The sequence below is a fragment of the Crossiella cryophila genome (genome assembly GCF_014204915.1).
GTDB lineage: Bacteria > Actinomycetota > Actinomycetes > Mycobacteriales > Pseudonocardiaceae > Crossiella > Crossiella cryophila.
Window position 1 is genome coordinate 3,866,468 of record NZ_JACHMH010000001.1, and the last position, 18,509, is coordinate 3,884,976.

Annotated in this window: 21 protein-coding genes; 13 read left to right on the forward strand and 8 right to left on the reverse strand. The window is 71.6% G+C overall.

Features of this window, described 5'->3' with window-relative positions; translation table 11 throughout:
* Position 1 precedes the first annotated feature (1 nt).
* The 5 genes from HNR67_RS17330 to HNR67_RS17350 all read left to right on the forward strand — a co-directional run bounded on the left by HNR67_RS17330 (position 2) and on the right by HNR67_RS17350 (position 6,093).
* Complete coding sequence (locus HNR67_RS17330) at positions 2 to 1,621, forward strand: (2,3-dihydroxybenzoyl)adenylate synthase (protein ID WP_185003296.1); 1,620 nt, start codon at positions 2 to 4, stop codon at positions 1,619 to 1,621.
* Between the two features lie 141 nt (positions 1,622 to 1,762).
* Positions 1,763 to 2,770, forward strand: a complete 1,008-nt coding sequence (locus tag HNR67_RS17335; protein WP_185003297.1) for a FecCD family ABC transporter permease — start codon at positions 1,763 to 1,765, stop codon at positions 2,768 to 2,770.
* Complete coding sequence (locus HNR67_RS17340) at positions 2,767 to 3,819, forward strand: FecCD family ABC transporter permease (RefSeq protein WP_185003298.1); 1,053 nt, start codon at positions 2,767 to 2,769, stop codon at positions 3,817 to 3,819. Before HNR67_RS17335 ends, HNR67_RS17340 begins: the two co-directional genes overlap by 4 nt.
* A 4-nt stretch (positions 3,820 to 3,823) precedes the next feature.
* Positions 3,824 to 4,654 (forward strand): ABC transporter ATP-binding protein, encoded by an 831-nt coding sequence (locus HNR67_RS17345; protein WP_185003299.1) that lies wholly within the window; start codon positions 3,824 to 3,826, stop codon positions 4,652 to 4,654.
* Positions 4,655 to 4,755: 101 nt separating this feature from the next.
* Positions 4,756 to 6,093: an ABC transporter substrate-binding protein gene (locus HNR67_RS17350; RefSeq protein ID WP_185003300.1), complete on the forward strand. Its 1,338-nt coding sequence runs from the start codon at positions 4,756 to 4,758 to the stop codon at positions 6,091 to 6,093.
* Between the two features lie 166 nt (positions 6,094 to 6,259).
* Here the strand turns inward: HNR67_RS17350 and HNR67_RS17355 are convergent, their stop codons facing one another.
* Both HNR67_RS17355 and HNR67_RS17360 read right to left on the reverse strand, forming a co-directional pair.
* The gene (locus HNR67_RS17355; protein ID WP_185003301.1) at positions 6,260 to 6,637 is read right to left on the reverse strand and encodes an STAS domain-containing protein; all 378 of its coding nucleotides are present in this window, start codon (positions 6,635 to 6,637) and stop codon (positions 6,260 to 6,262) included.
* 16 nt (positions 6,638 to 6,653) lie between these two features.
* Complete coding sequence (locus tag HNR67_RS17360; RefSeq protein WP_221489938.1) at positions 6,654 to 7,247, reverse strand: short chain dehydrogenase; 594 nt, start codon at positions 7,245 to 7,247, stop codon at positions 6,654 to 6,656.
* An 87-nt stretch (positions 7,248 to 7,334) separates the two neighbouring features.
* Here HNR67_RS17360 and HNR67_RS17365 point away from each other — a divergent pair, with 87 nt between their 5' ends.
* Entirely contained in the window at positions 7,335 to 8,216 is an 882-nt protein-coding gene (locus HNR67_RS17365) for a helix-turn-helix transcriptional regulator (protein ID WP_185003302.1), read from the forward strand.
* Here the strand turns inward: HNR67_RS17365 and HNR67_RS17370 are convergent.
* Positions 8,167 to 8,550, reverse strand: a complete 384-nt coding sequence (locus HNR67_RS17370) for a phosphopantetheine adenylyltransferase (protein WP_185003303.1) — start codon at positions 8,548 to 8,550, stop codon at positions 8,167 to 8,169. The genes HNR67_RS17365 and HNR67_RS17370 overlap by 50 nt on opposite strands.
* A 102-nt stretch (positions 8,551 to 8,652) precedes the next feature.
* On the opposite strand from HNR67_RS17370, the gene HNR67_RS17375 reads away from it, so the two are divergent.
* Complete coding sequence (locus tag HNR67_RS17375) at positions 8,653 to 9,378, forward strand: helix-turn-helix domain-containing protein (RefSeq protein WP_185003304.1); 726 nt, start codon at positions 8,653 to 8,655, stop codon at positions 9,376 to 9,378.
* An 81-nt stretch (positions 9,379 to 9,459) separates the two neighbouring features.
* Here HNR67_RS17375 and HNR67_RS17380 read toward each other — a convergent pair whose 3' ends face one another.
* The gene (locus HNR67_RS17380; protein WP_185003305.1) at positions 9,460 to 9,963 is read right to left on the reverse strand and encodes a MarR family winged helix-turn-helix transcriptional regulator; all 504 of its coding nucleotides are present in this window, start codon (positions 9,961 to 9,963) and stop codon (positions 9,460 to 9,462) included.
* Between HNR67_RS17380 and HNR67_RS17385 the strand changes: the two genes are divergently transcribed.
* A complete protein-coding gene (locus tag HNR67_RS17385) occupies positions 9,962 to 11,113 on the forward strand; it encodes a PP2C family protein-serine/threonine phosphatase (protein ID WP_185003306.1) in 1,152 nt (383 codons plus the stop codon). The genes HNR67_RS17380 and HNR67_RS17385 overlap by 2 nt on opposite strands.
* On the opposite strand, the gene HNR67_RS17390 is transcribed toward HNR67_RS17385, so the two are convergent.
* Both HNR67_RS17390 and HNR67_RS45685 read right to left on the reverse strand, forming a co-directional pair.
* Positions 11,110 to 11,757 (reverse strand): response regulator, encoded by a 648-nt coding sequence (locus tag HNR67_RS17390; protein ID WP_185003307.1) that lies wholly within the window; start codon positions 11,755 to 11,757, stop codon positions 11,110 to 11,112. The two genes, HNR67_RS17385 and HNR67_RS17390, sit on opposite strands and share 4 nt — an antisense overlap.
* Positions 11,754 to 12,908 (reverse strand): sensor histidine kinase, encoded by a 1,155-nt coding sequence (locus HNR67_RS45685; protein ID WP_185003308.1) that lies wholly within the window; start codon positions 12,906 to 12,908, stop codon positions 11,754 to 11,756. The genes HNR67_RS17390 and HNR67_RS45685 overlap by 4 nt, the downstream gene beginning before the upstream one ends.
* 145 nt (positions 12,909 to 13,053) lie before the next feature.
* Between HNR67_RS45685 and HNR67_RS17400 the strand changes: the two genes are divergently transcribed.
* Genes HNR67_RS17400 through HNR67_RS17415 form a run of 4 tightly spaced genes read left to right on the forward strand, consistent with a single transcriptional unit; the run spans position 13,054 to position 16,476 of the window.
* A complete protein-coding gene (locus HNR67_RS17400; RefSeq protein WP_185010767.1) occupies positions 13,054 to 14,415 on the forward strand; it encodes a hypothetical protein in 1,362 nt (453 codons plus the stop codon).
* Positions 14,412 to 14,816: a FixH family protein gene (locus tag HNR67_RS17405; protein WP_185003309.1), complete on the forward strand. Its 405-nt coding sequence runs from the start codon at positions 14,412 to 14,414 to the stop codon at positions 14,814 to 14,816. Before HNR67_RS17400 ends, HNR67_RS17405 begins: the two co-directional genes overlap by 4 nt.
* 11 nt (positions 14,817 to 14,827) lie before the next feature.
* Positions 14,828 to 15,943 (forward strand): hypothetical protein, encoded by a 1,116-nt coding sequence (locus HNR67_RS17410; RefSeq protein ID WP_185003310.1) that lies wholly within the window; start codon positions 14,828 to 14,830, stop codon positions 15,941 to 15,943.
* 5 nt (positions 15,944 to 15,948) lie between these two features.
* Positions 15,949 to 16,476, forward strand: coding sequence for a hypothetical protein (locus HNR67_RS17415; RefSeq protein ID WP_185003311.1), 528 nt, complete (start codon positions 15,949 to 15,951; stop codon positions 16,474 to 16,476).
* Here the strand turns inward: HNR67_RS17415 and HNR67_RS17420 are convergent.
* The gene (locus tag HNR67_RS17420; protein WP_185003312.1) at positions 16,473 to 16,667 is read right to left on the reverse strand and encodes a DUF3618 domain-containing protein; all 195 of its coding nucleotides are present in this window, start codon (positions 16,665 to 16,667) and stop codon (positions 16,473 to 16,475) included. The genes HNR67_RS17415 and HNR67_RS17420 overlap by 4 nt on opposite strands.
* Positions 16,668 to 17,147: 480 nt before the next feature.
* Between HNR67_RS17420 and HNR67_RS17425 the strand changes: the two genes are divergently transcribed.
* Entirely contained in the window at positions 17,148 to 18,095 is a 948-nt protein-coding gene (locus HNR67_RS17425) for a LysR family transcriptional regulator (protein ID WP_185003313.1), read from the forward strand.
* Here the strand turns inward: HNR67_RS17425 and HNR67_RS17430 are convergent.
* On the reverse strand, positions 18,044 to 18,400 hold the full coding sequence (locus HNR67_RS17430; protein WP_185003314.1) for a putative quinol monooxygenase: 357 nt from the start codon (positions 18,398 to 18,400) through the stop codon (positions 18,044 to 18,046). The two genes, HNR67_RS17425 and HNR67_RS17430, sit on opposite strands and share 52 nt — an antisense overlap.
* Between the last annotated feature and the right edge of the window lie 109 nt (positions 18,401 to 18,509).

Here is an 18,509-nt window from a genome sequence, read left to right on the forward strand (position 1 = left end):
GATGACCGAGAATCAGTCCACATTGGACGGTTTTGTGCCGTGGCCGGACGAGTACGCCCGGCGCTACCGCGAGGCGGGGCACTGGCAGGACGTGCCGATCGGGGAACTCCTGCGGGACTGGGCTTTCCGGCACGGCGACCGCACCGCGCTGGTGGACGGCGACCGGAAGATCAGCTACGCCCAGCTCGACGCCACCGCCGACCGGATGGCCGCCGGGCTGCTCGGACTCGGCATCGCGCCGGGGGACCGGGTCGTGGTCCAGCTGCCCAACGTGGCCGAGTTCGTGGTGCTGCTCTTCGCCCTGCTCCGGGTGGGCGCGGTGCCCGCGCTGACCCTGCCGGCGCACCGCTCGCACGAGATCGGTCACCTGGCCGAACTCGCCGAGGCGGTGGCCTACGTCATCCCGGACACCTTCGGCGGCTTCGACTACCGCGGCCTGGCCCGTGAGGTCGTGGCCAGGGTGCCGTCGGTCAAACACGTGCTGGTACTCGGTGATCCGGGTGACGTCGGCATCCCACTGTCCACAGTGGACGCCGACCTGGTCGATCTCCCGGAGGTCAACCCGGCCGACGTGGCGGTGCTGCTGGTCTCCGGCGGCACCACTGGCCTGCCCAAGCTGATCCCCAGGACGCACAACGACTACGCCTACAACGCCCGCGCCAGCGCCGAGGTCTGCGAACTCACCCAGGACGACGTCTACCTGGTCGCGTTGCCGGTGGCGCACAACTTCCCGCTGGCCTGTCCCGGCGTGCTCGGCATCCTGGGGGTGGGCGGCAGTGCGGTCTTCCTCTCCGACCCCAGCCCCGACAACGCCTTCCCGCTGATCGAGCGGACCGGCGCAACGGTCACCGCGCTGGTGCCACCGCTGGCCATGCTCTGGGGCCAGGCCACCGAATGGGAGGACGGCGACCTGTCCTCGCTGCGCCTGCTCCAGGTCGGCGGCGCCAAACTCGCCCCCGAACCCGCGCGTGCGCTGCCCGGCCAGCTCGACTGCCGGCTGCAGCAGGTCTTCGGCATGGCCGAGGGGCTGCTCAACTACACCCGCGCGGACGATGACGACGAGATCGTGGCCATCAGCCAGGGCCGCCCGCTCTCCGCCGAGGACGAACTGCGCGTGGTCGACGCCGAGGGCGACGACGTCCCGGCGGGGGAGACCGGCGAACTCCTGGTCCGCGGCCCGTACACGATCCGCGGCTACTACCGCGCGGCCAAGCACAACGAAACCGCCATCACCCCGGACGGCTACTACCGCAGCGGCGACCTGGTCCGCCAGCTCCCCAGCGGGCACCTGATCGTCACCGGCCGGGTCAAGGAGGTCATCAACCGCGGCGGCGAGAACGTCTCGGCCGAGGAACTCGAGGAGCACCTCCTCGCGCACCCCGGCATCCGCCAGGTCGCGGTGATCCCGGTGCCCGATGACATGCTCGGCGAACGCGTCTGCGCGGTCATCGTGCCCGAGGGCGAGGCCCCCGCACTGCGCGAGCTGAAGACCTTCCTCACCGGCCGCGGCCTGGCCCAGTACAAGCTCCCTGACCTCCTCGAACTGGCCGCGGATCTGCCGCGCACCGCGGTGGGCAAGATCGACAAGCGCGAGGTCGCCGCTCGGCTGGCGAAGCCCTGACCAGCGGGAGCCGGTCGTCACGCACCGTGTTCTGATCGACACCGGACCGCAACCCCTCGGGTGACCCCCGTCATTGAGCCGCTGAACCCCTTTAGTTAGCCTCGCCTTAGTTGAACCGTCGCGGGGCAGAAGGGGGACAGGGTGATCTCGGCCGGTAGCGCCACCCGAGGGGCCGGGCTGCTCGGCGCCTGCGGAGTGCTGGTGCTGGTGTGCCTGCTCAGCATCGCCGTCGGCGCGCGGAGCATCCCGCTGCCCGAGGTCTGGCAGGCGCTCTGGTCGCCGTCGGACTCCACCGAGTCCCTGGTCATCCACGACCTGCGCATCCCACGCACCCTGCTCGGCCTCGGCGTCGGCGCGGCCCTCGGCCTGGCGGGCGCGCTCATGCAGGCGCTGACCCGCAACCCGCTGGCCGACCCCGGGCTGCTCGGCGTCAACCTGGGCGCCTCCGCGGCGGTGGTGATCGGCATCGGCTGGTTCGGCGTCGGCGCGGCCAGTGGCTACGTCTGGTTCGCCTTCGCCGGGGCCGCGGCCGCCTCGGTACTGGTGTTCCTGCTCGGCTCGGCCGGGCGGCGGGCCGCCACCCCCGAACGCCTGGTGCTGGCCGGGGTGGCGATCAGCGCGGCACTGTCCGCGTTCATCTCCACCGTGGTGTTGCTGGACAACAAGACCTTCGACCAGTTCCGCTACTGGGTGGTCGGCGCGCTGGCCGGGCGCAAGATGTCCACGGTGATCGAACTGGCCCCGTTCCTGCTCGCCGGGATCGTGCTCGCGCTGCTGCTGGCCCGCTCGCTCAACGCGATCGCCCTCGGCGAGGAGGCGGGCAGGGCACTGGGCGCCGACATCGGCCGCACCCGCGCGCTGGGCGCGGTCGCGATCACCCTGCTCTGCGGTGCGGCCACCGCCGCCGCGGGCCCGATCGGCTTCGTCGGACTGGCCGTGCCGCACATGGTCCGCGGCTTCACCGGCCCCGACCAGCGCTGGCTGCTGCCCTACTCGATGGTCCTGTCCCCGGTGCTGCTGCTCGCCGCCGACATCCTCGGCCGGATCCTGCTCTCGCCAGGCGAACTGGAGGTCGGCGTGGTCACCGCGTTCCTCGGCGCGCCCGTGTTCATCCTGCTGGTGCGCCGCCGGAAGCTGGTGGCGGCATGACCGACCTGGCCACCAGACCCCGCCCGTCCCGGGTGCTGCGCAGCCGCGGCGGCCACTTCTCCCTGCGCCTGCACGGCCGCACCGCCGCCGTGGTGCTCGGCCTGGTGCTGGCCATCCTGGTCATCGGCGCGTTCACCCTGACCATCGGCGAGTACGAACTCACCGTCGGCCAGGTGCTCGCCGCGCTGGCCGGTGAAGGCGGCAGGGCCGCCCAGTACGTGATCACCGAGTTCCGGCTGCCGCGCTGGCTCACCGGCCTGCTCGTCGGCGCCGCGCTGGCGGTCAGCGGCGCGCTCATGCAGAGCCTGGCCCGCAACCCGTTGGGCAGCCCCGACTTCATCGGCTTCACCACCGGCGCGGCCACCGGCGGCATCCTGATGATCATCACCGGCGCGAGCGCGGCCCAGCTCGCGTTCGGGGCCATCGCGGGCGGCCTGCTCACCGCGCTGGCCATGTACCTGCTGGCCTTCACCAGGGGCGTGCACGGCTCCCGGCTGGTGCTGGTCGGCGTCGGGGTGAACGCGATCCTGATCGCGGTCAACTCCTACCTGATCAGCCGGGCCGAACTGCGCGACGCCACCATCGCGCAGGCCTGGCTCACCGGCAGCCTCAACGCCCGCGGCTGGGAACACGTGCTGCCGGTGGGCATCGCGCTGGCCCTGCTGCTGCCACTGGCCTTCACCATGGCCAGGCGGCTGGCGCTGCTGGAGATGGGCGATGAGGCGGCCAGCGCGCTTGGCGTGCCGGTGCAGCGCAGCCGGGCCGTGCTCATGGTCACCAGCGTGGCACTGGCCGCGGTCGCGGTGGCCTCGGCCGGACCGGTCGCCTTCGTCGCGCTGATGGCCCCCCAGCTGGCCCGGCGGCTCACCAGGGCCGCCTCCCCGGTCCTGGTGCCCACCGCGCTGATGGGCGCGTTCGTGGTCTCACTCAGCGACTTCGCGGCACAACGGCTCTTTTCCCCGATCGCGGTGCCGGTCGGGGTCATGACGGCGGCGGTCGGCGGGATCTACCTCGCCTGGCTGCTGGCCACCGAATGGCGAGGAAGGTAGATCGATGGCGGCGGAACACAGCGAACCCCGGCTGCACGCCGAGGACCTGACGCTGGCCTACGAGGCCCGGATCGTGGCCGAGGGCCTGGGCGTGCGGATCCCGGACGGATCCTTCACCGTGATCGTCGGCCCGAACGCCTGCGGCAAGTCCACCCTGCTCAAGGCGCTGTCCCGGATCCTCAAGCCCAAGGCGGGCTCGGTGGTGCTGGACGGCGCGGCGATCTCCTCCTACCCGGCCAAGGAGGTCGCCCGGCGGCTCGGCCTGCTGCCGCAGACCTCCATCGCGCCCAGCGGGATCACCGTGGCCGACCTGGTCGCCCGCGGCCGGTACCCGCACCAGCGGCTGCTCCGCCAGTGGTCACTGGAGGACGAGGCCGCGGTGGCCGAGGCGCTGGCGCTGACCGGCGTGGACGAGCTGGCCGAGCGGTTCGTGGACGAACTCTCCGGCGGGCAGCGGCAGCGGGTCTGGCTGGCCATGGTGCTGGCCCAGCAGACCCCGATCCTGCTGCTGGACGAGCCGACCACCTTCCTGGACATCGCGCACCAGGTAGAGGTGCTCGACCTGTGCGCCGACCTGCACGAGCAGCGCGGGCACACCCTGGTCGCGGTGCTGCACGACCTCAACCACGCCTGCCGCTACGCCACCCACCTGATCGCCATGCGCGGCGGCCGGATCGTGGCCCAGGGCGATCCCAGGGAGATCGTCACCGCCGAACTGGTGCGGGAGGTGTTCGGGCTGGCCTGCCGGGTCATCCCGTGCCCGGAGACCGGCACCCCGCTGGTGGTGCCGGCCCGCCGGGTCCGCGAGCAGACCCCGGTGGCCGCCGCGGGCTGATCCACTGTGGACCGAAGATCTTTCGGTACCGAAGGATTTGGTCCGAAAGACCACAGCCCCAGACCTTGCCGGGGCGGCGGCGGTTTTGTCAGCATCGGGCCATGACACTCCGCCCGGTCGCGCTCGCCCTGCTCGGCGTGCTGCTGGCCGGGTGCGGGGCGGTCGCGCCGGGGCTGGTGCAGCTGCGCTACTCCGCCGAGACCCCGGCCGCGGCCGGGGACATCGCCGGGTTCAGCTGGGCCATCCCGCGCGAACCCCGGTCACTGGACTGGCTGCGCGGCGGTGAGCCGCCGGAGGACACCGTCACCGCGAACCTGTGCGAGCGGCTGCCCGGACTCTCCGCCGAGATCGCCACCCCGGACCCGCTGACCCTGATCTACCGGCTGCGCACCGGCATCCGCTTCCACGACGGCCGCCAGCTGACCGCCGCGGACGCGGTCGCCAGCCTGCGCCGTTCGGCCGATCACAGCCTCGGCGGCGCCCAGGCGCACCGCTTCGACAAGGTGGCGGGCATCAGCGCGACCGGGCCGCTGGAGGTCACCCTGCGGCTGCGCCAGCCCGATCCGCTGCTCACCCACGCGCTGTCCGGCAACGCGGGCGTGGTGGCCAGCCTGCGCTACCTCGCCGACGGCGCACCGTCCACATCGGACGGTTGCAGTGGCCCGTTCCGGCTGGCCGAATGGGTTCCCGGCTCGCACATCCTGCTCACCCGCTTCGAGGGCTACTGGAACCAGGCCGAACGGGCCAGGGCCGGTTCGGTCCGGTTCACCTTCGCCGACGGCCCCGCGCTGATCAACGGCCTGCTGGACTCCTCGATCGAGGGCAGCTACCTGGCCAGCCCGACCGCGATGGTCCGGCTGACCCGCAGCGTCACCGGCCGGGTCTACTTCGGCCAAGGCGACACCCTGGCCGCGCTGGACCCGCGGCCCGGCGGCGCACTGGCCGACCCCCGGCGCAGCCGCGCGCTGTCCCTGGCCCTGGACCGCGAGGCCATCGCCCGCGCCGCCTACGCCGGCCTGGTCCAGCCCACCGAACCACCGGCCACCGAGGGCGACGGCACCATCCTGGCCGCCGGCGCCAGCCCACAGCTGCCACGCTCCGCACTGGACCAGGCCCGCCAGCTGGTAGCCGAGGCCGAGCCACTGAGCCAGGACCTGGTCATCCAGGTCGGCACCGGGCTGGAGGCCACCGCGGTCGCGCACGAGGTGCTGGCCGCCTGCACCCGGATCGGCCTGCCCGCCAGGATCGGCGAGGGCCGAGCCGACCTGACCCTGGTCACCGGCGCACCCACCCTGGCAGACCCAGCCTGGACCCGCTGGATCCCCCTGGTCCAACTACCCAACACCCTCTACCTAAACCACCGCATCACCGGCGCGCCAACCACCCCGGCCTACCTGACCCAACCCTGGGCGGCCAAAGTCGGCCGCAGCAAGCACTGACACCGTGTTGGCCGTTCTCGTACGGTGTGTTGGCCGAACTGGACGGTGTGTTGGCCGTTATGGACGGTGTGTTGGCGGATGGGTGTACCAGTTCGGCCAAGACTGGGTACGACAACGGCCAACACTGCGTACGACAACGGCCAACACGCCGGTGAGTTGTGTGGGGTCAGCGCAGGGCGGTGCGGACGTCGTCGAACAGCTCGAAGGTGCGGAGCAGTCCGGTGGCCTGCAATGGGCGGGTGACCGAGCGGGCGGTGGACACCAGTCGTAGCTTCACCGACTGTTCGGCCGCGGCCCGCTCGAACTCCACCAGGGCGGCCAGTCCGCAGGAGGCCAGGAAGGAGACCCCGCCCAGGTCCAGCACCAGCAGTGGTGGTGCGGTGGCGAGCTGGTCGTACAGGGCGGTGCGCAGCGCGGCCACGGTGAGCAGGTCGATCTCGCCGACCGCGGTCAGCACCAGGGCGTCGCCGACGGAGCGCGTCGACAACTCCAGCATCTGCTGGTTCTGCGGCGGCTCGGCCGGTTCGTGCGTCGCTGGAATCACCACCCCACCGTAGCCCCTATTTTTGTCGGGCGACAATTAAAGTGTTCCCCGTGAGACCGGCCTGCTCCACCGCCCGCGCGTAAACCAGGGCCACCTCCGCCGCGGGCACCCCGTCCGTGGCCGACCCCAGCGTTTCCCGGACCCACCCCGGCGCCACCAGGTTCACCCGCAGCCCACGCGGCAACTCCAGTGCCGCCGCGGCCACGAACGCCGACAGCCCTGCGTTGACCAGCGCGCCAAAACTGGCCCCCGGCAACGGTTCCACGAACGTGCCCCCGGTCAGCGTGACCGATCCGCCGTCCCGCAACCGGGGGATCGCGCTGCGCAGCAACCGCACCTGTCCGAGTAGCTTCCCGTCCAACCCCCGGGTGAACTCGGCGTCACCGCCCGCGTCCACCATGGTCAGCCCGCCACTGGCCGCGCAGCACACCACCGCGTCCAGCTCCGGCAACCCGGCGAGCAGCGCGTCCACCGACTCCGGCCGTTCGATGTCCACCGCGAGTTCGCCCGACCGGGAGGCGCTGCGCACCGCGTGTCCGCGCTCCCGCAACTCCCGCACCACCGCGGCCCCGATCGTCCCGGACCCGCCGATCACCAGCACGTTCACCATGTCGCCGATCGTGCCCGCCGCCCGGCCCGGCTGCCTGCCCCTGTCAGGTGCAGGAAATCCGCGCGCCACTTCGCGCATGCTGGAGCCATGGACACGGTCTTGGGCGAGTTCCTGCGATCCCGCCGCGCCCGCCTCACCCCGGCCGAGGCGGGCATCGCCGACTACGGCGACCGCCGCCGGGTGCCCGGCCTGCGCCGCGAGGAACTGGCCCGGCTGGCCGGGGTCAGCGCGGGTTACTACACCCGCCTGGAACAGGGCCAGAGCCAGCACGCCTCCGAAGCCGTCCTGGACGCCCTGGCCAACGCCCTCCGACTCGACCAGGACGAACGCGCCCACCTGCACACCCTGGCCCGCCCCGCCCCCAAGGCCCGCCGCCGCGGACGCCCGGAACGCCTCCAGCCGCACCTGCGCACCCTGGTCGCCACGCTCAACGTGCCCGCGCTGATCCTGGGCCGCCACACCGACATCCTGACCTGGAACCCCCTGGCGCACGCCCTGCTCGCCGCCCACCTGGACCCGGCCGCCCCCGACACCCCGGCCACCCGCCCCAACTGGGCCCGGCTGTTCTTCCTCGACCCACACCTGCGCGAACTCTTCGGCGACTGGGCGGGCAAGGCCAGGGACACCGTCGCCGACCTGCGCCGCATCGCCGGACACCACCAGGGCGACCCGGCACTGGCCGAACTCATCGGCGAACTCACCCTGTCCAGCCCCGAGTTCACCGCGCTGTGGTCCGGCCACCCGGTCCGCGACTGCGCCAGCCACAGCCGCGACTACCGGCATCCCGTCCTCGGTCGCCTCACCCTGACCGACGACCTGCTCACCCTGCCCGACACCGAAGGCCAGCGCCTGGTCCTCTTCCACGCCGAACCCGGCTCGGCCTCCGCGACCGCCCTGGAATTGCTCGGCGGCACCCTGCTCACCCCGGCCGCCGCTCCCGCGCCAGCACCGCGCCACCACCCAGGATGACCAGCGCCACCACGTCGATCCAGGCCACCCTGGTCAACTCCGGATTCACCGGCGTGTTCGCCAGCACCACGATCAGGAAACTGCCGAAGCTGATCCCACTGCCGAAAACCGCCGCCGGCCGCCAACCGGGCCGGAACGCCCCGACCACGCAGACAACCCCGATCAACGCGAGCAACACCGCCCGATGCCGCATCAGCACCTGCAAATCCGCCCCGGCGATCTCAATGCCATAGGCCGATTCCGCACTCGACACCGACAACGCGCCCACCCCCGGCAGGATGTTGATCAGCCCGGCCAGTACCAGCAAACCCTGCCCCAGACGCGTTCTGCGCATTCCGTTTCCCTCCCGGTGGTCTGTGCGATCATCGCCGACATGGACACCGGTCCGCTTCCAGAAACGTGCTGTCCTGACCCGGCGGCCACCATCTGGATCCGAATGGGCCAGGCCGTCTACCGGGGTCCGTCACTGCGCCTCGACCCGCATTCCGGCTCGGTGGACTGCCTCGCGGTGGGCCTGGAACAGCCGTTCACGCTGTGCGCCGACGGCCTCGGCGAACGCAAATCCCGCAGTGCCCTGATCCCCGCACGCACCCGGCACCAGATCATCGCCGACGGCCGGATCCTGTTCCACTACCTGGACCCGCACACCACCCTGGCCGGCCACCTCCGGGACCGGATGCGCGAACACACCCCGATCGCGCACTTCGACCACCCGGCGGAAAACGACCTGATCCGCCATTTCCAGCGCGACACCGCACCCGACCCGGAAACCCTTTTCGCGCTACTGGGCACACCCGATACCGGTCAGCCGGACGAACGAATCCGCACCGCCCTGGACATCCTGCGCGCCCACCCGGAAAACCAATGGAGCGCCGCCGGGATCGCCGCCAGGGTGCACCTGTCGACCTCCCGGTTCCTGCACCTGTTCGCCGCGCACACCGGCACCAGCTTCCGCCAGTACCGGCTGTGGACCCGGATGCTGCGGATGGCCGCCGCGATCAGCGCCGGACAGGACCTGACCACCGCGGCCAACGCGGTCGGCTTCGCCTCCGCCGCCCACTTCAGCACCAGCTTCCACCGCATGTTCGGCCTCAACGCCAGCACCCTGCTCGCCGGCGGCACCCGCATAGTGCTCGCCACCGCGGAGGAAGTTGCGGGATGACAAGGGTTTATGGCTAGAATCCTTGCCTCATGACAAATACCTGGCTGGGGCGACACGCGGAGGGCGGGAATGCGGTGGCGACTACGCCGTGTCCTCACGCTCGACGCCGAGCGTGCCCGAGGCCGAGTGGAAGCCCGCGAGCCCGGTCAGCAACGCGGTCTGCTCCGCCGGGCTCATGCCGTCGAGCACCCGGCGCAGTTCGGCCTGGCGCGCACCCCGCAGTTGCGCCAGCAGCCGGGAACCGTCCTTGGTGAGTTCGAGGGACACCTCGCGCCGGTCGGCCAGGTTGGACCGCCGCGCCAGCAGACCGGCGGCCTGCAGCCGATCGCACAACCGGCTCGCCGAGGACGGGATCGCGCCCAGCTCCTCGGCCAGCTTGCCCAGCGTGATGGACCGGTGCCGCTCCACCACGACCAGCGCGCCCAGCTGCGAGGCCGATACCTTGGGGTGGACGCTCTCCGCTGCCCGCCCCCACACGATGACCAGCGTTTCCGCCGCAGCCTCCACCGCGGCCGCGAGTTCGGCCGGACGGTGACTGTGGTTCCTAACCAGGGCAGTACTCCACTCAGGCAGGTGTCTTGACATGCGTGCCAACCGTCTCGCCTTCGCTGAGCGTGCCATGCTCCGCGCGCCCGCGCACGATCTGGGTGAGGTCCTGGCGGACATTCTCCACACCGAGTACGGAGCCAGTGGCACTGAGGTGTTCCTCGCCGACTACCGCATGCTGGCCCTGCAACCCCTGCGCGCGGAAGCCCCGGCCCCGATGGCCATCGCGGGCACCCCGGCCGGCCTGGCCTTCGGCGGCCAGGAACCGGTGCGCCGCACCGAGGACACGCACGAGGTCCTCTACCTGCCGATGACCGTGCGCGGCGACCGCTTCGGCGTGCTCCGGGTCTCCTTCGCCAGTCAGCCCGCCGAGGCCGACGCCGAGGAACTGGTCGACCTGGCCCACGCCGCCGCCCAGGCATTCCAGGTGGCCGAGGCCGCCACCGACCGCTTCCGCCAGGCCCGCAGGGCCGAACGGCTGACCCTGGCCGCGGAGATCCAGTGGCAGCTGCTGCCCGGCCGCGGCCTGGCCCGCCCCGAGTTCACCCTGGCCGGCCAGCTCGAACCGGCCTACGCCGTGCGCGGCGACAACTACGACTGGACCGCCGACGCCGACTCGGTGATCGTCGCGGTCACCAACGGCATGGGCGAGAGCGTGGACGCCGCCCTGCTCACCAGCCTGGCCACCAACGCCCTGCGCAACGCCCGGCGGGCCGGCCTGAGCCTGCCCGACCAGGCCGCACTGGCCGACCAGGCCATCTGGTCCCAGCACGGCGGCCACCAGCACGTCTCCACCCTGCTGCTCCGGCTGGACATCCCGGACGGCCGGGTCACCGCCATCGACGCCGGCTCGCCCCGGATCTGGCGGCTGCGCGCGGGCGAGGTGTCCCCGGTGCACCTGGAACCGCAGCTCCCGCTGGGCATGTTCGACAGCACCGTCTACGTGGAGCAGGAGTTCAGCGTCCGGCCAGGCGACCGGCTGTTCCTGCTCAGCGACGGCATCTACGAGTCCATCTTCGAGGGCCGCCGCTACGCCGACAGCCTGGAACGCATGCTCAAGACCACCGCCAACCTGCCACCGGGCGAGGCGATCAGGGCCCTGCTGCACGACCTGCGCGCCTTCTGCCAGGACCAGTACCTGGACGACGACGCGGTCGGCGTCTGCCTGGACTGGGTCGGGCGGCCCTAGACCAGCCCGTTGAGGTGCGCGTACACCACCGCGTGCACCCGGTCCCGCAACCCCAGCTTGGCCAGGATCCGGGACACGTGCGTCTTCACCGTCTCATCGCCCACGTGCAGGGCCGCGGCGATCTCGGCGTTGCTGCACGCCCGCGCCACCAGCAGCAGCACCTCCCGCTCCCGGACGGTCAGCGAGTCCAGCCCCGGATCCGAGGCCGGCGGCGCGAGGCTGCCGGCGAACCGGGCGATCAGCCGCTGGGTCACCGAGGGGTCGATCAGCGCGTCCCCGCGCGCGGCCACCCGGATCGCGGTCAGCAGCTCCTCCGGCGGCAGGCTCTTGAGCAGGAACCCGCTCGCCCCGGCCCGCAACGCCCGGTAGACGTACTCGTCGTTGTCGTAGGTGGTCAGCACGACCACCTTGGTCCGGTTGTCCGGCGCGGCCAGGATGGCCTCGGTGGCGCTGAGCCCGTCCACCTTGGGCATCCGGATGTCCAGCATCGCCACATCCGGCCGCAACCTGGCCACCTCGGCCACCGCCGCCCGCCCGTCCGCGGCCTCGCCAACGCACTCCAGGTCCGCCTGGGTGTCCAGCAGCGCCCGCAACCCCGACCGCAGCATCGCGTGATCGTCGGCCAGCAGCACCCGCACCGTCATCCCCGCACCCCCAGCGGAAACGTCACCGAGGTCGACCAGGTCCGACCGTCCGGATCCACCCCGTAGGTGGCCACCCCGTCGAACATCCCGGCCCGGCTGCGGATCCCGGCCAGCCCACGGCCCTCGCCCGCCGCCGGATCCCGGGCCACCCGCACCGCCACCGTGTTCCTGGTGTGCACCGCCAGCGCCCCGGCCCGGAACTCCAGCTCCACGTCCACCCCGCGGGAATCCCCGTGCCGCAACGCGTTCGTGAGCATCTCCTGGATGATCCGGTACAGCGTGATGCCCAGCGAGTCCGGCACCGCCCTCGGCTCGCCACTGCGCCGCAACCGCGCCGGTATCCCGGCCGCGCGCACCCCGTCGAACAACTCCTCCAGGTTCTCCAGCCCCGGCTGCCGCGCGCCGTCCCCGTTGTCCCCGTGCAGCAGGTCCAGCAGGTGCCGCAGGTCCACCATGGCCGCCTGGCTCGCGCTCTCCACCGCCCGCAGCGAACTGGCCGCCCCCGCCGCCCCCGGCCCCAGACTCAGCCGGGCCGCCCCGGCGTGCAGGTTGATCGCGCTGACGTGGTGCGCGATCACGTCGTGCAGATCCCTGGCGATCGCACTGCGCTCCCTGGCGATCGCCTCGGCCAGTGCCTGTTCCTCGTCCCGCTGTTCCCGTTCCGCCCGCTGCTCCAGCTCGGCCAGGTAGGCCCGCCGCGCCGTGGTGTAGCGCCCGACCAGCCAGGGCAGCACCGCCCCGGTCAGGATCGCCACCGGCCACAGGTGCCACACCTCCGGCCGGTGCAGCAGCTGGGTGGCCACCCGGGAGATCACCAGCACGCCCAGCGCGGTCCACGCCTGCCACCCGGACAGCCAGGCCCCCGCCCGGTACCCGGCCACCATCAGCCCGGCGTCGTTGCCCTCCACCAGCAGCAACACCGAGGTCATCTGCACGATCCCGTGCAACGCGGCCATCACCCCGGAATGCCGGGCCGGTCCGGCCAGCCCCAGGTCCACCAGGACCACCGCGGCCAGCACGGCCCAGGCCTGCCAGCTGGTGCCGCAGCCCCTGAGCAGGAACAGCATCGAGTCGGTCAGCGCGCACACCGTGGCGACCAGCACCGACTGCCGGGACAACGACCGGCTCGGCTCGTTGGCGCCAATGCGCATGCCCAGTCCTCCCCACCCTGTCCGCCCGGCCGACCCTGAGATGATCCGACACCGCCCCCGGAGGCCGAGTCCCCCGTGCGGGGGAGCCCGGATCACCCTGTGCCGTGACGCTTTCCGCCCCGGCCGACCCTAACGTCCAGCGGTGATGGACATCTCCGGCAAGACGCGGGCAACGGTGCTGGTCAGCCTGGTGTGCGCGCTCGGCCTGCTACTCGGCCCCGGCCTCGCGCTGGCCGACGGCGCGGACACCGGCGCGGACATCCAGGTCGCGCAGACCCTGGGCGAACGCGAGCTGACCGTGGTGATCCGCACCGTCGAACCGGTGCCCGGCCCGGTGCGGGTGGACGTGGTCACGCACGCGGGCAGCCCGCCAGGCGAACTCGCGTTGCGGCTGTCCAGCTCCGGCGTGCAGTTCAGCGCGGCCAAGGTCCAGCTCGGCGCCACCCCCGGCTTCCACCGCGGCACGCTGAGCGTGGACCGGGCGGGCCCGTGGGAGCTGGCCGTCGACGACGGCAACCGGGTCGCCACCATCCCGTTCGTGGTCCCGGCCAGGGTGAAGTCCACCGCGGAGAACACCGTGTACGGCGGCTTCGTCGCCGCCGGGGTCCTGCTGCTGGCCGCCCTGCTGCTCGCGCTGCGCGGCCACGGCCTGCTCGCGGTGGCCCCGGCTGCCGGGATGATCGCGGCGCTCGCGGTCGCGGTCACCGCCGCGCTGCTCTCGGCCACCGTGCCACCGCCACCCGCCCCCGGCTCGGTCTGGGACCCGACCTACGACAACGTCGCCGACCCGTACGCCCGCCCACCGCAACCCGCGATCGACCCGGCCCGGCCACCGGTCACCGTGCTCGCCGACCAGATCGGCGAGGACCTGCGGCTGGCCATCACCGACAGCGCCACCGGCCAGCCGGTGGACGACCTGCTGGTGCACGACAACGCGTTGGTGCACCTCGCGGTGGTCTCGCCGTCGGGGCGGTTGTGGCACCTGCACCCGATCCGGGTGGCGGCTGGGGACTACCGGGCCCGGCTGATCGCACCGGAATCCGGCCGGTACGCGGTGGCGGCCGAGGTGGCACGCCGGGGAGGCGGGCGTCAACTGGCCCGGACTTCCTTGCACCTCAACCAGATCGCGCCCTCGGTGGCGCGGCTGGAACAGGTCGAGCTGTCGCGGGTGATCGAACCCGCCGGCACGCCGAGCACCTTGACCGCTCGGTTCGGCAAGGCGGATCTCCAGCCGTGGCTGGGCATGCTGGGGCACTTGATCGTGGTCGGCCCGGTGCGCGGGGAGATCGCGGATTCGCCGGTGTGGGCGCATGTGCACTCGATGATCCCGCCGACGCCGGGGCAGCTGGGGCGGCCGGATGAGAGCGTGGCCGCGTACGGGCCGGATGTGCCGTTCACCTATAGCTTTCCGCTGCCCGGCCGGTACCTGGTGTGGGCGCAGGCCGAGCGGGACTACGCGGTCCGGACCGTCGCCGCGGTCGTCGATGTGCCGGAGGCCGCCCGATGAGAAAGCCGGTTCTCCTTGCCGCCGCGGTACTTCTGGTTGTCGCCGGACTGATGGTGTTCCTGTGGCCGCGGGCCGAGGCCGGTACCACGACCGCCAAGCAGAGCACGCCGAAGCACACCGTGGAACTGGCCATCACCGACCCGAAACCCGGCGACAACACGGTGCTGCTCGCGGTGACCGAGCGGAACGGGAATCCCGCCGCGGTGGACCGGGTGAGCGTGGAGCCGGTGATGCCGACCATGGGTCACGCGCTCACCCCGCTCAGCGCGGTGGCCGAGGCGCCGGGGCGGTTCCGGGCGCACGGGCACCTGTTCCACATGTCCGGGCCGTGGCAGGTCACCGTGGTGCTGCACGGACCGTCCGGGGTCGACCGGGTCCCCTTTTCGTTGCTGGTCAAGTGAGAGGAACGCCGATGGAGATCACCGCGCCGGCCGCGACAGCGGTGTCGACGAGCGCGCCGAAGGGGTTGGTCGCGGCCGGATTCGTGCTCGGCGGCAGTGTGCTGTCGCTGACCGGACTGACCTGGGACATCCAGTGGCACAGCGATGTCGGGCCGGACACCTTCTTCACCCTGCCGCACCTGCTCCTGTACTCGGGCAGCGCCATCGCCGGGATCGCCAGCCTGGTGGTGGTGCTGCTGACCACCGCGGCCGAGCGGGCCGGCCGCGAGGTGGATCCGATCGTGGGCGGGCGTGCGGTCGGGGTGTTCGGGCGTACCTTCGCCGCGCCGGTGGGGTACCTGATCTCCGGACTGGGCGCGGCCTCGTTCCTGTTGTACGGCCTGTGGGATCAGTGGTGGCATTCGCTGTACGGGTTCGACGCGGTGATCGCCTCGCCACCGCACATCGGGTTGCTGCTGTCGGTGGCGATCACCATGGTGGGCACGGTGATGGTGTTCGCGACCGCCCGGCACCACCGCTGGGGCGTGATCGGCGGACTGGTCAGCCTGGCGGTGCTGTTCGGGTTCAGCACGGTGATCACCATCGGGCTCGGCCAGATTCCGACCGGGCCGGTGGAGCCGGTCCCGGCGGGGACGGCGTTCCTGGCCGCGTTGATCCTGATCCTGGGTGCCCGGCTGGTGGATCGGCCAGGGGGCGCGCTGGGGGTGGCGGCGGTGCTGGCCGCGTTGCAGGGTGTGTATTGGTGGTTCTCGCCTTGGGCGGCAAGGGTTTACGCGGATGCGATCGGGTTGCCGGTGCGGGACTACGTGGACGGGATTCCCGACCTGCCGTCGATCTGGCCGTTGAGCCTGTTGGTGGTCGGTGGACTGGTGGAGCTGCTGCTCGGGGTCGCCCGGCGTGGTGGTGACCTGGGCCGGATGGGCTGGATCGCCGGTGGCGTGGCGGGTTTGCTGGTCGGCGGCTTGGCGCCGGTGCAGACGGTGGTGTTGCGCGAGCTGCCGTTGCCTGGGGCGGAGGTGCTGATCGCCACCGCGGTCGCCGGGTTGGTGCTGGGGGCGGTCGGCGGGTTCTTGGCGGTGCGGTTCGGCGGGATGCTGCGGCAGCTCGCTCCGGTGCGGGAAGGGTGAGCGGGATGCGGAAAGCGGTGGCGGGGATGCTGGGGGCGGCGGCTTTGCTGCTGGGCTCGGCCGCGCCCGCGCTGGCCTATGAGCCGGTGAACGTGGTGCACGCGGAGACGGTGCAGGCCGGGCCGTACAAACTGACGGTGGGCTTCAGCACCTGGCCGCTGAAAGCGTTGCAGTCACTGGACTTCAGCTTCGCACCGGAGGGCGGGATCCAGGGCCGCTCCGGCAAGCTGACGGTGCTGGGGCCGGAGACGACCCGGGAGTACCCGCGGCCGTTGGTGCGGCATCCGCGCAAGCGCGAGGTGTGGGGACTGGACGTGCAAAGCCTGCCCACGGAAGGGAACTGGACGCTCAAGTTCACTGTGGACGGTGCGCAGGGGGCAGGGTCCGGGCAGCTGAGTGTGCCGGTGCTGGAGCAGCCTGGGCCGCCGATGGGGTTGAGCTGGGCGATCAGCACGTTGCCGCTGTTCGGGTTGGTGGGTTTGCTGGTGGTGGCCTGGCGGCGGAGCAGGCCGGAGCCAGCGCTCGCCGGCTAGCCGCGGATCTTCCGCAGGAGCAGGAGAACGACCAGCAGGGCCAGGCCGCCGAGGGCGAACGGGACGAACTCGGCGGCCCGGTGCAGTTTCCGCTCGGCCCGGCGGTTGAGTTCGCCGACGGTGTCGCCGAGCCGCGCCCGGGTGTGCTGGACCTGCTGCTGGAGTTCCTCGACCCGGTCTGTCCCGCTCATCGCCGGGCTCCTTTCCGTGACTGCGTTCGGAGTAACCCGGGATCGGTGGTTGAAACTCCGTTTTCGCAGGCAGGTTGGCGGGCACCTGCCTGGATATGGATGCCGTCGAACCCACGCCAGTACGTCGTGCCGAAGCCGTCGCGGTTGACGAGGGGCGGTTCTCGCCCGAGCAGCTACATGCCGAGGCGATGGCTGCCTGCCTGTGGCATGCCGTCGCTGAGGCGGCCGGGCGGTTGGGGGTGGCGGCCGGGAAGTTCCAGGTGGCGGCATGTTCGCAGTTCGTGGGGAGTCTCAACGGGGAGTACAGCTTGGAGGTGGTGGCTACCGTTGTCGCACCCGGGCTTTCGGCGAAGGTGGTGCACGAGGTGATTCGGGAGGCTGATCGGTTATGGCCTTATACGAGTGGGAACTGGGGGCGGATCGCGGTGCGGGTTGGGCCTGGCCACCCACAGTGATCAGTTTGTGGTGCAGGGCTCACCCATGAATGGATCCGACGCATGGAATCCTGAACGCGTGCAATCTGACGTCGATCTCAAACTTCTCCGCTACTTTCTCGCGGTGGCCGACGAGGGCACCTTCACCCGTGCGTCCGAGCGCCTGAGCATGACCCAGCCTGCGCTGTCGCGCGCGATCCGAACACTGGAGAAGGCGGTCGGCACCCCGCTGTTCACCCGGGGGCCACGTGGCACCACGCTGACCCCGGCCGGATTGATCCTGAGCCAGGATGCCCGAACGCTGGTCGAGTCCGTCGGCGCCGCGCTGACCAGGGCAGCCAGGTTCGGACCCGACCGACCGCCGCTCCGCGTGACCGCCCCCGGGTGCGATGTGCGCATCCTGCAGGCGCTGGTGGAGTCCTACAACGAGCGCTATCCGAGCGCGCGGCCGGCCCACGCGGCCATGGTTGACCGGCGGGTCCAGGCCGACGAGGTCCGGGCCGGCGAGGCCGAGGTGACGCTGCTGCGTTTCCCAGCGGACAGGCGTGGCCTCGACGCCGAACTCCTGCGGTCTGATCCCCGCGTCGCACTGGTACCCGAGTCGCATCCGATGGCGGGCCGGCCGGTGGTGCAGCGGACGGAACTGGCCGGCGAGATGTTTCCGGTCTGGCCCGACCTCACGCCCGCCGAAACGGCCTTCTGGATGGGCACGGATCTCGAGGATCACCCATGGCGGCCAGGCCCGGCAGTGCAGGATGGCGCCCAGTTCGTCGGCAGCATCCGGCTCGGCCAGGCGATCGGCTTCATCGCGGCGCCCCATCTCCCGGACGTGCCACGCGACGGCATCAGCGTCATCCCCTCGGTCGCGGGCCTGTCACCCAGCGAACTCTGGATCGCCTGGGCCGCGAAGGCGACCTCTCCTGACGTGGCGCGGTTCGTACGTCATGCCGGTGCGATCGGGGAAAGAACCACGACGTCGCGAGGCTTGGCGTAAGCGCCCTCGCTGAGCCGCAGATAATCCTGGAAGTAGGCTTTCCGCAGGATGACGTCGCGATATTCGACGAGGTCTTTCCAGCCTTCCGAGAGTACGAAGACGTGTGGTTCGGCCATCGACTGGCCGACGTTCAGATAGACGCAGCTCGGTTCGGCCCGCGCCGCGGGGAGGACTTCGAGCAGGGCGGCCAGGTACGACTCCTGCAGCTCGGGCTTGATGGTCAATGTGACATTCATGAACAGCGGCACCCCGGGCTCGGAGATCGCCCAAAGCCCGGATTCCTGCTCCTCATCACGTGCGTTCAACTCCACATCCCTTTCCCGTGCCTGTGTGAGCCGCGGAATTCGCCTGCGGCGTCCGTGACTCAATACAAGCCCACCATCGGGCGCGGAGCCAACGCCGACCGGGTATGGC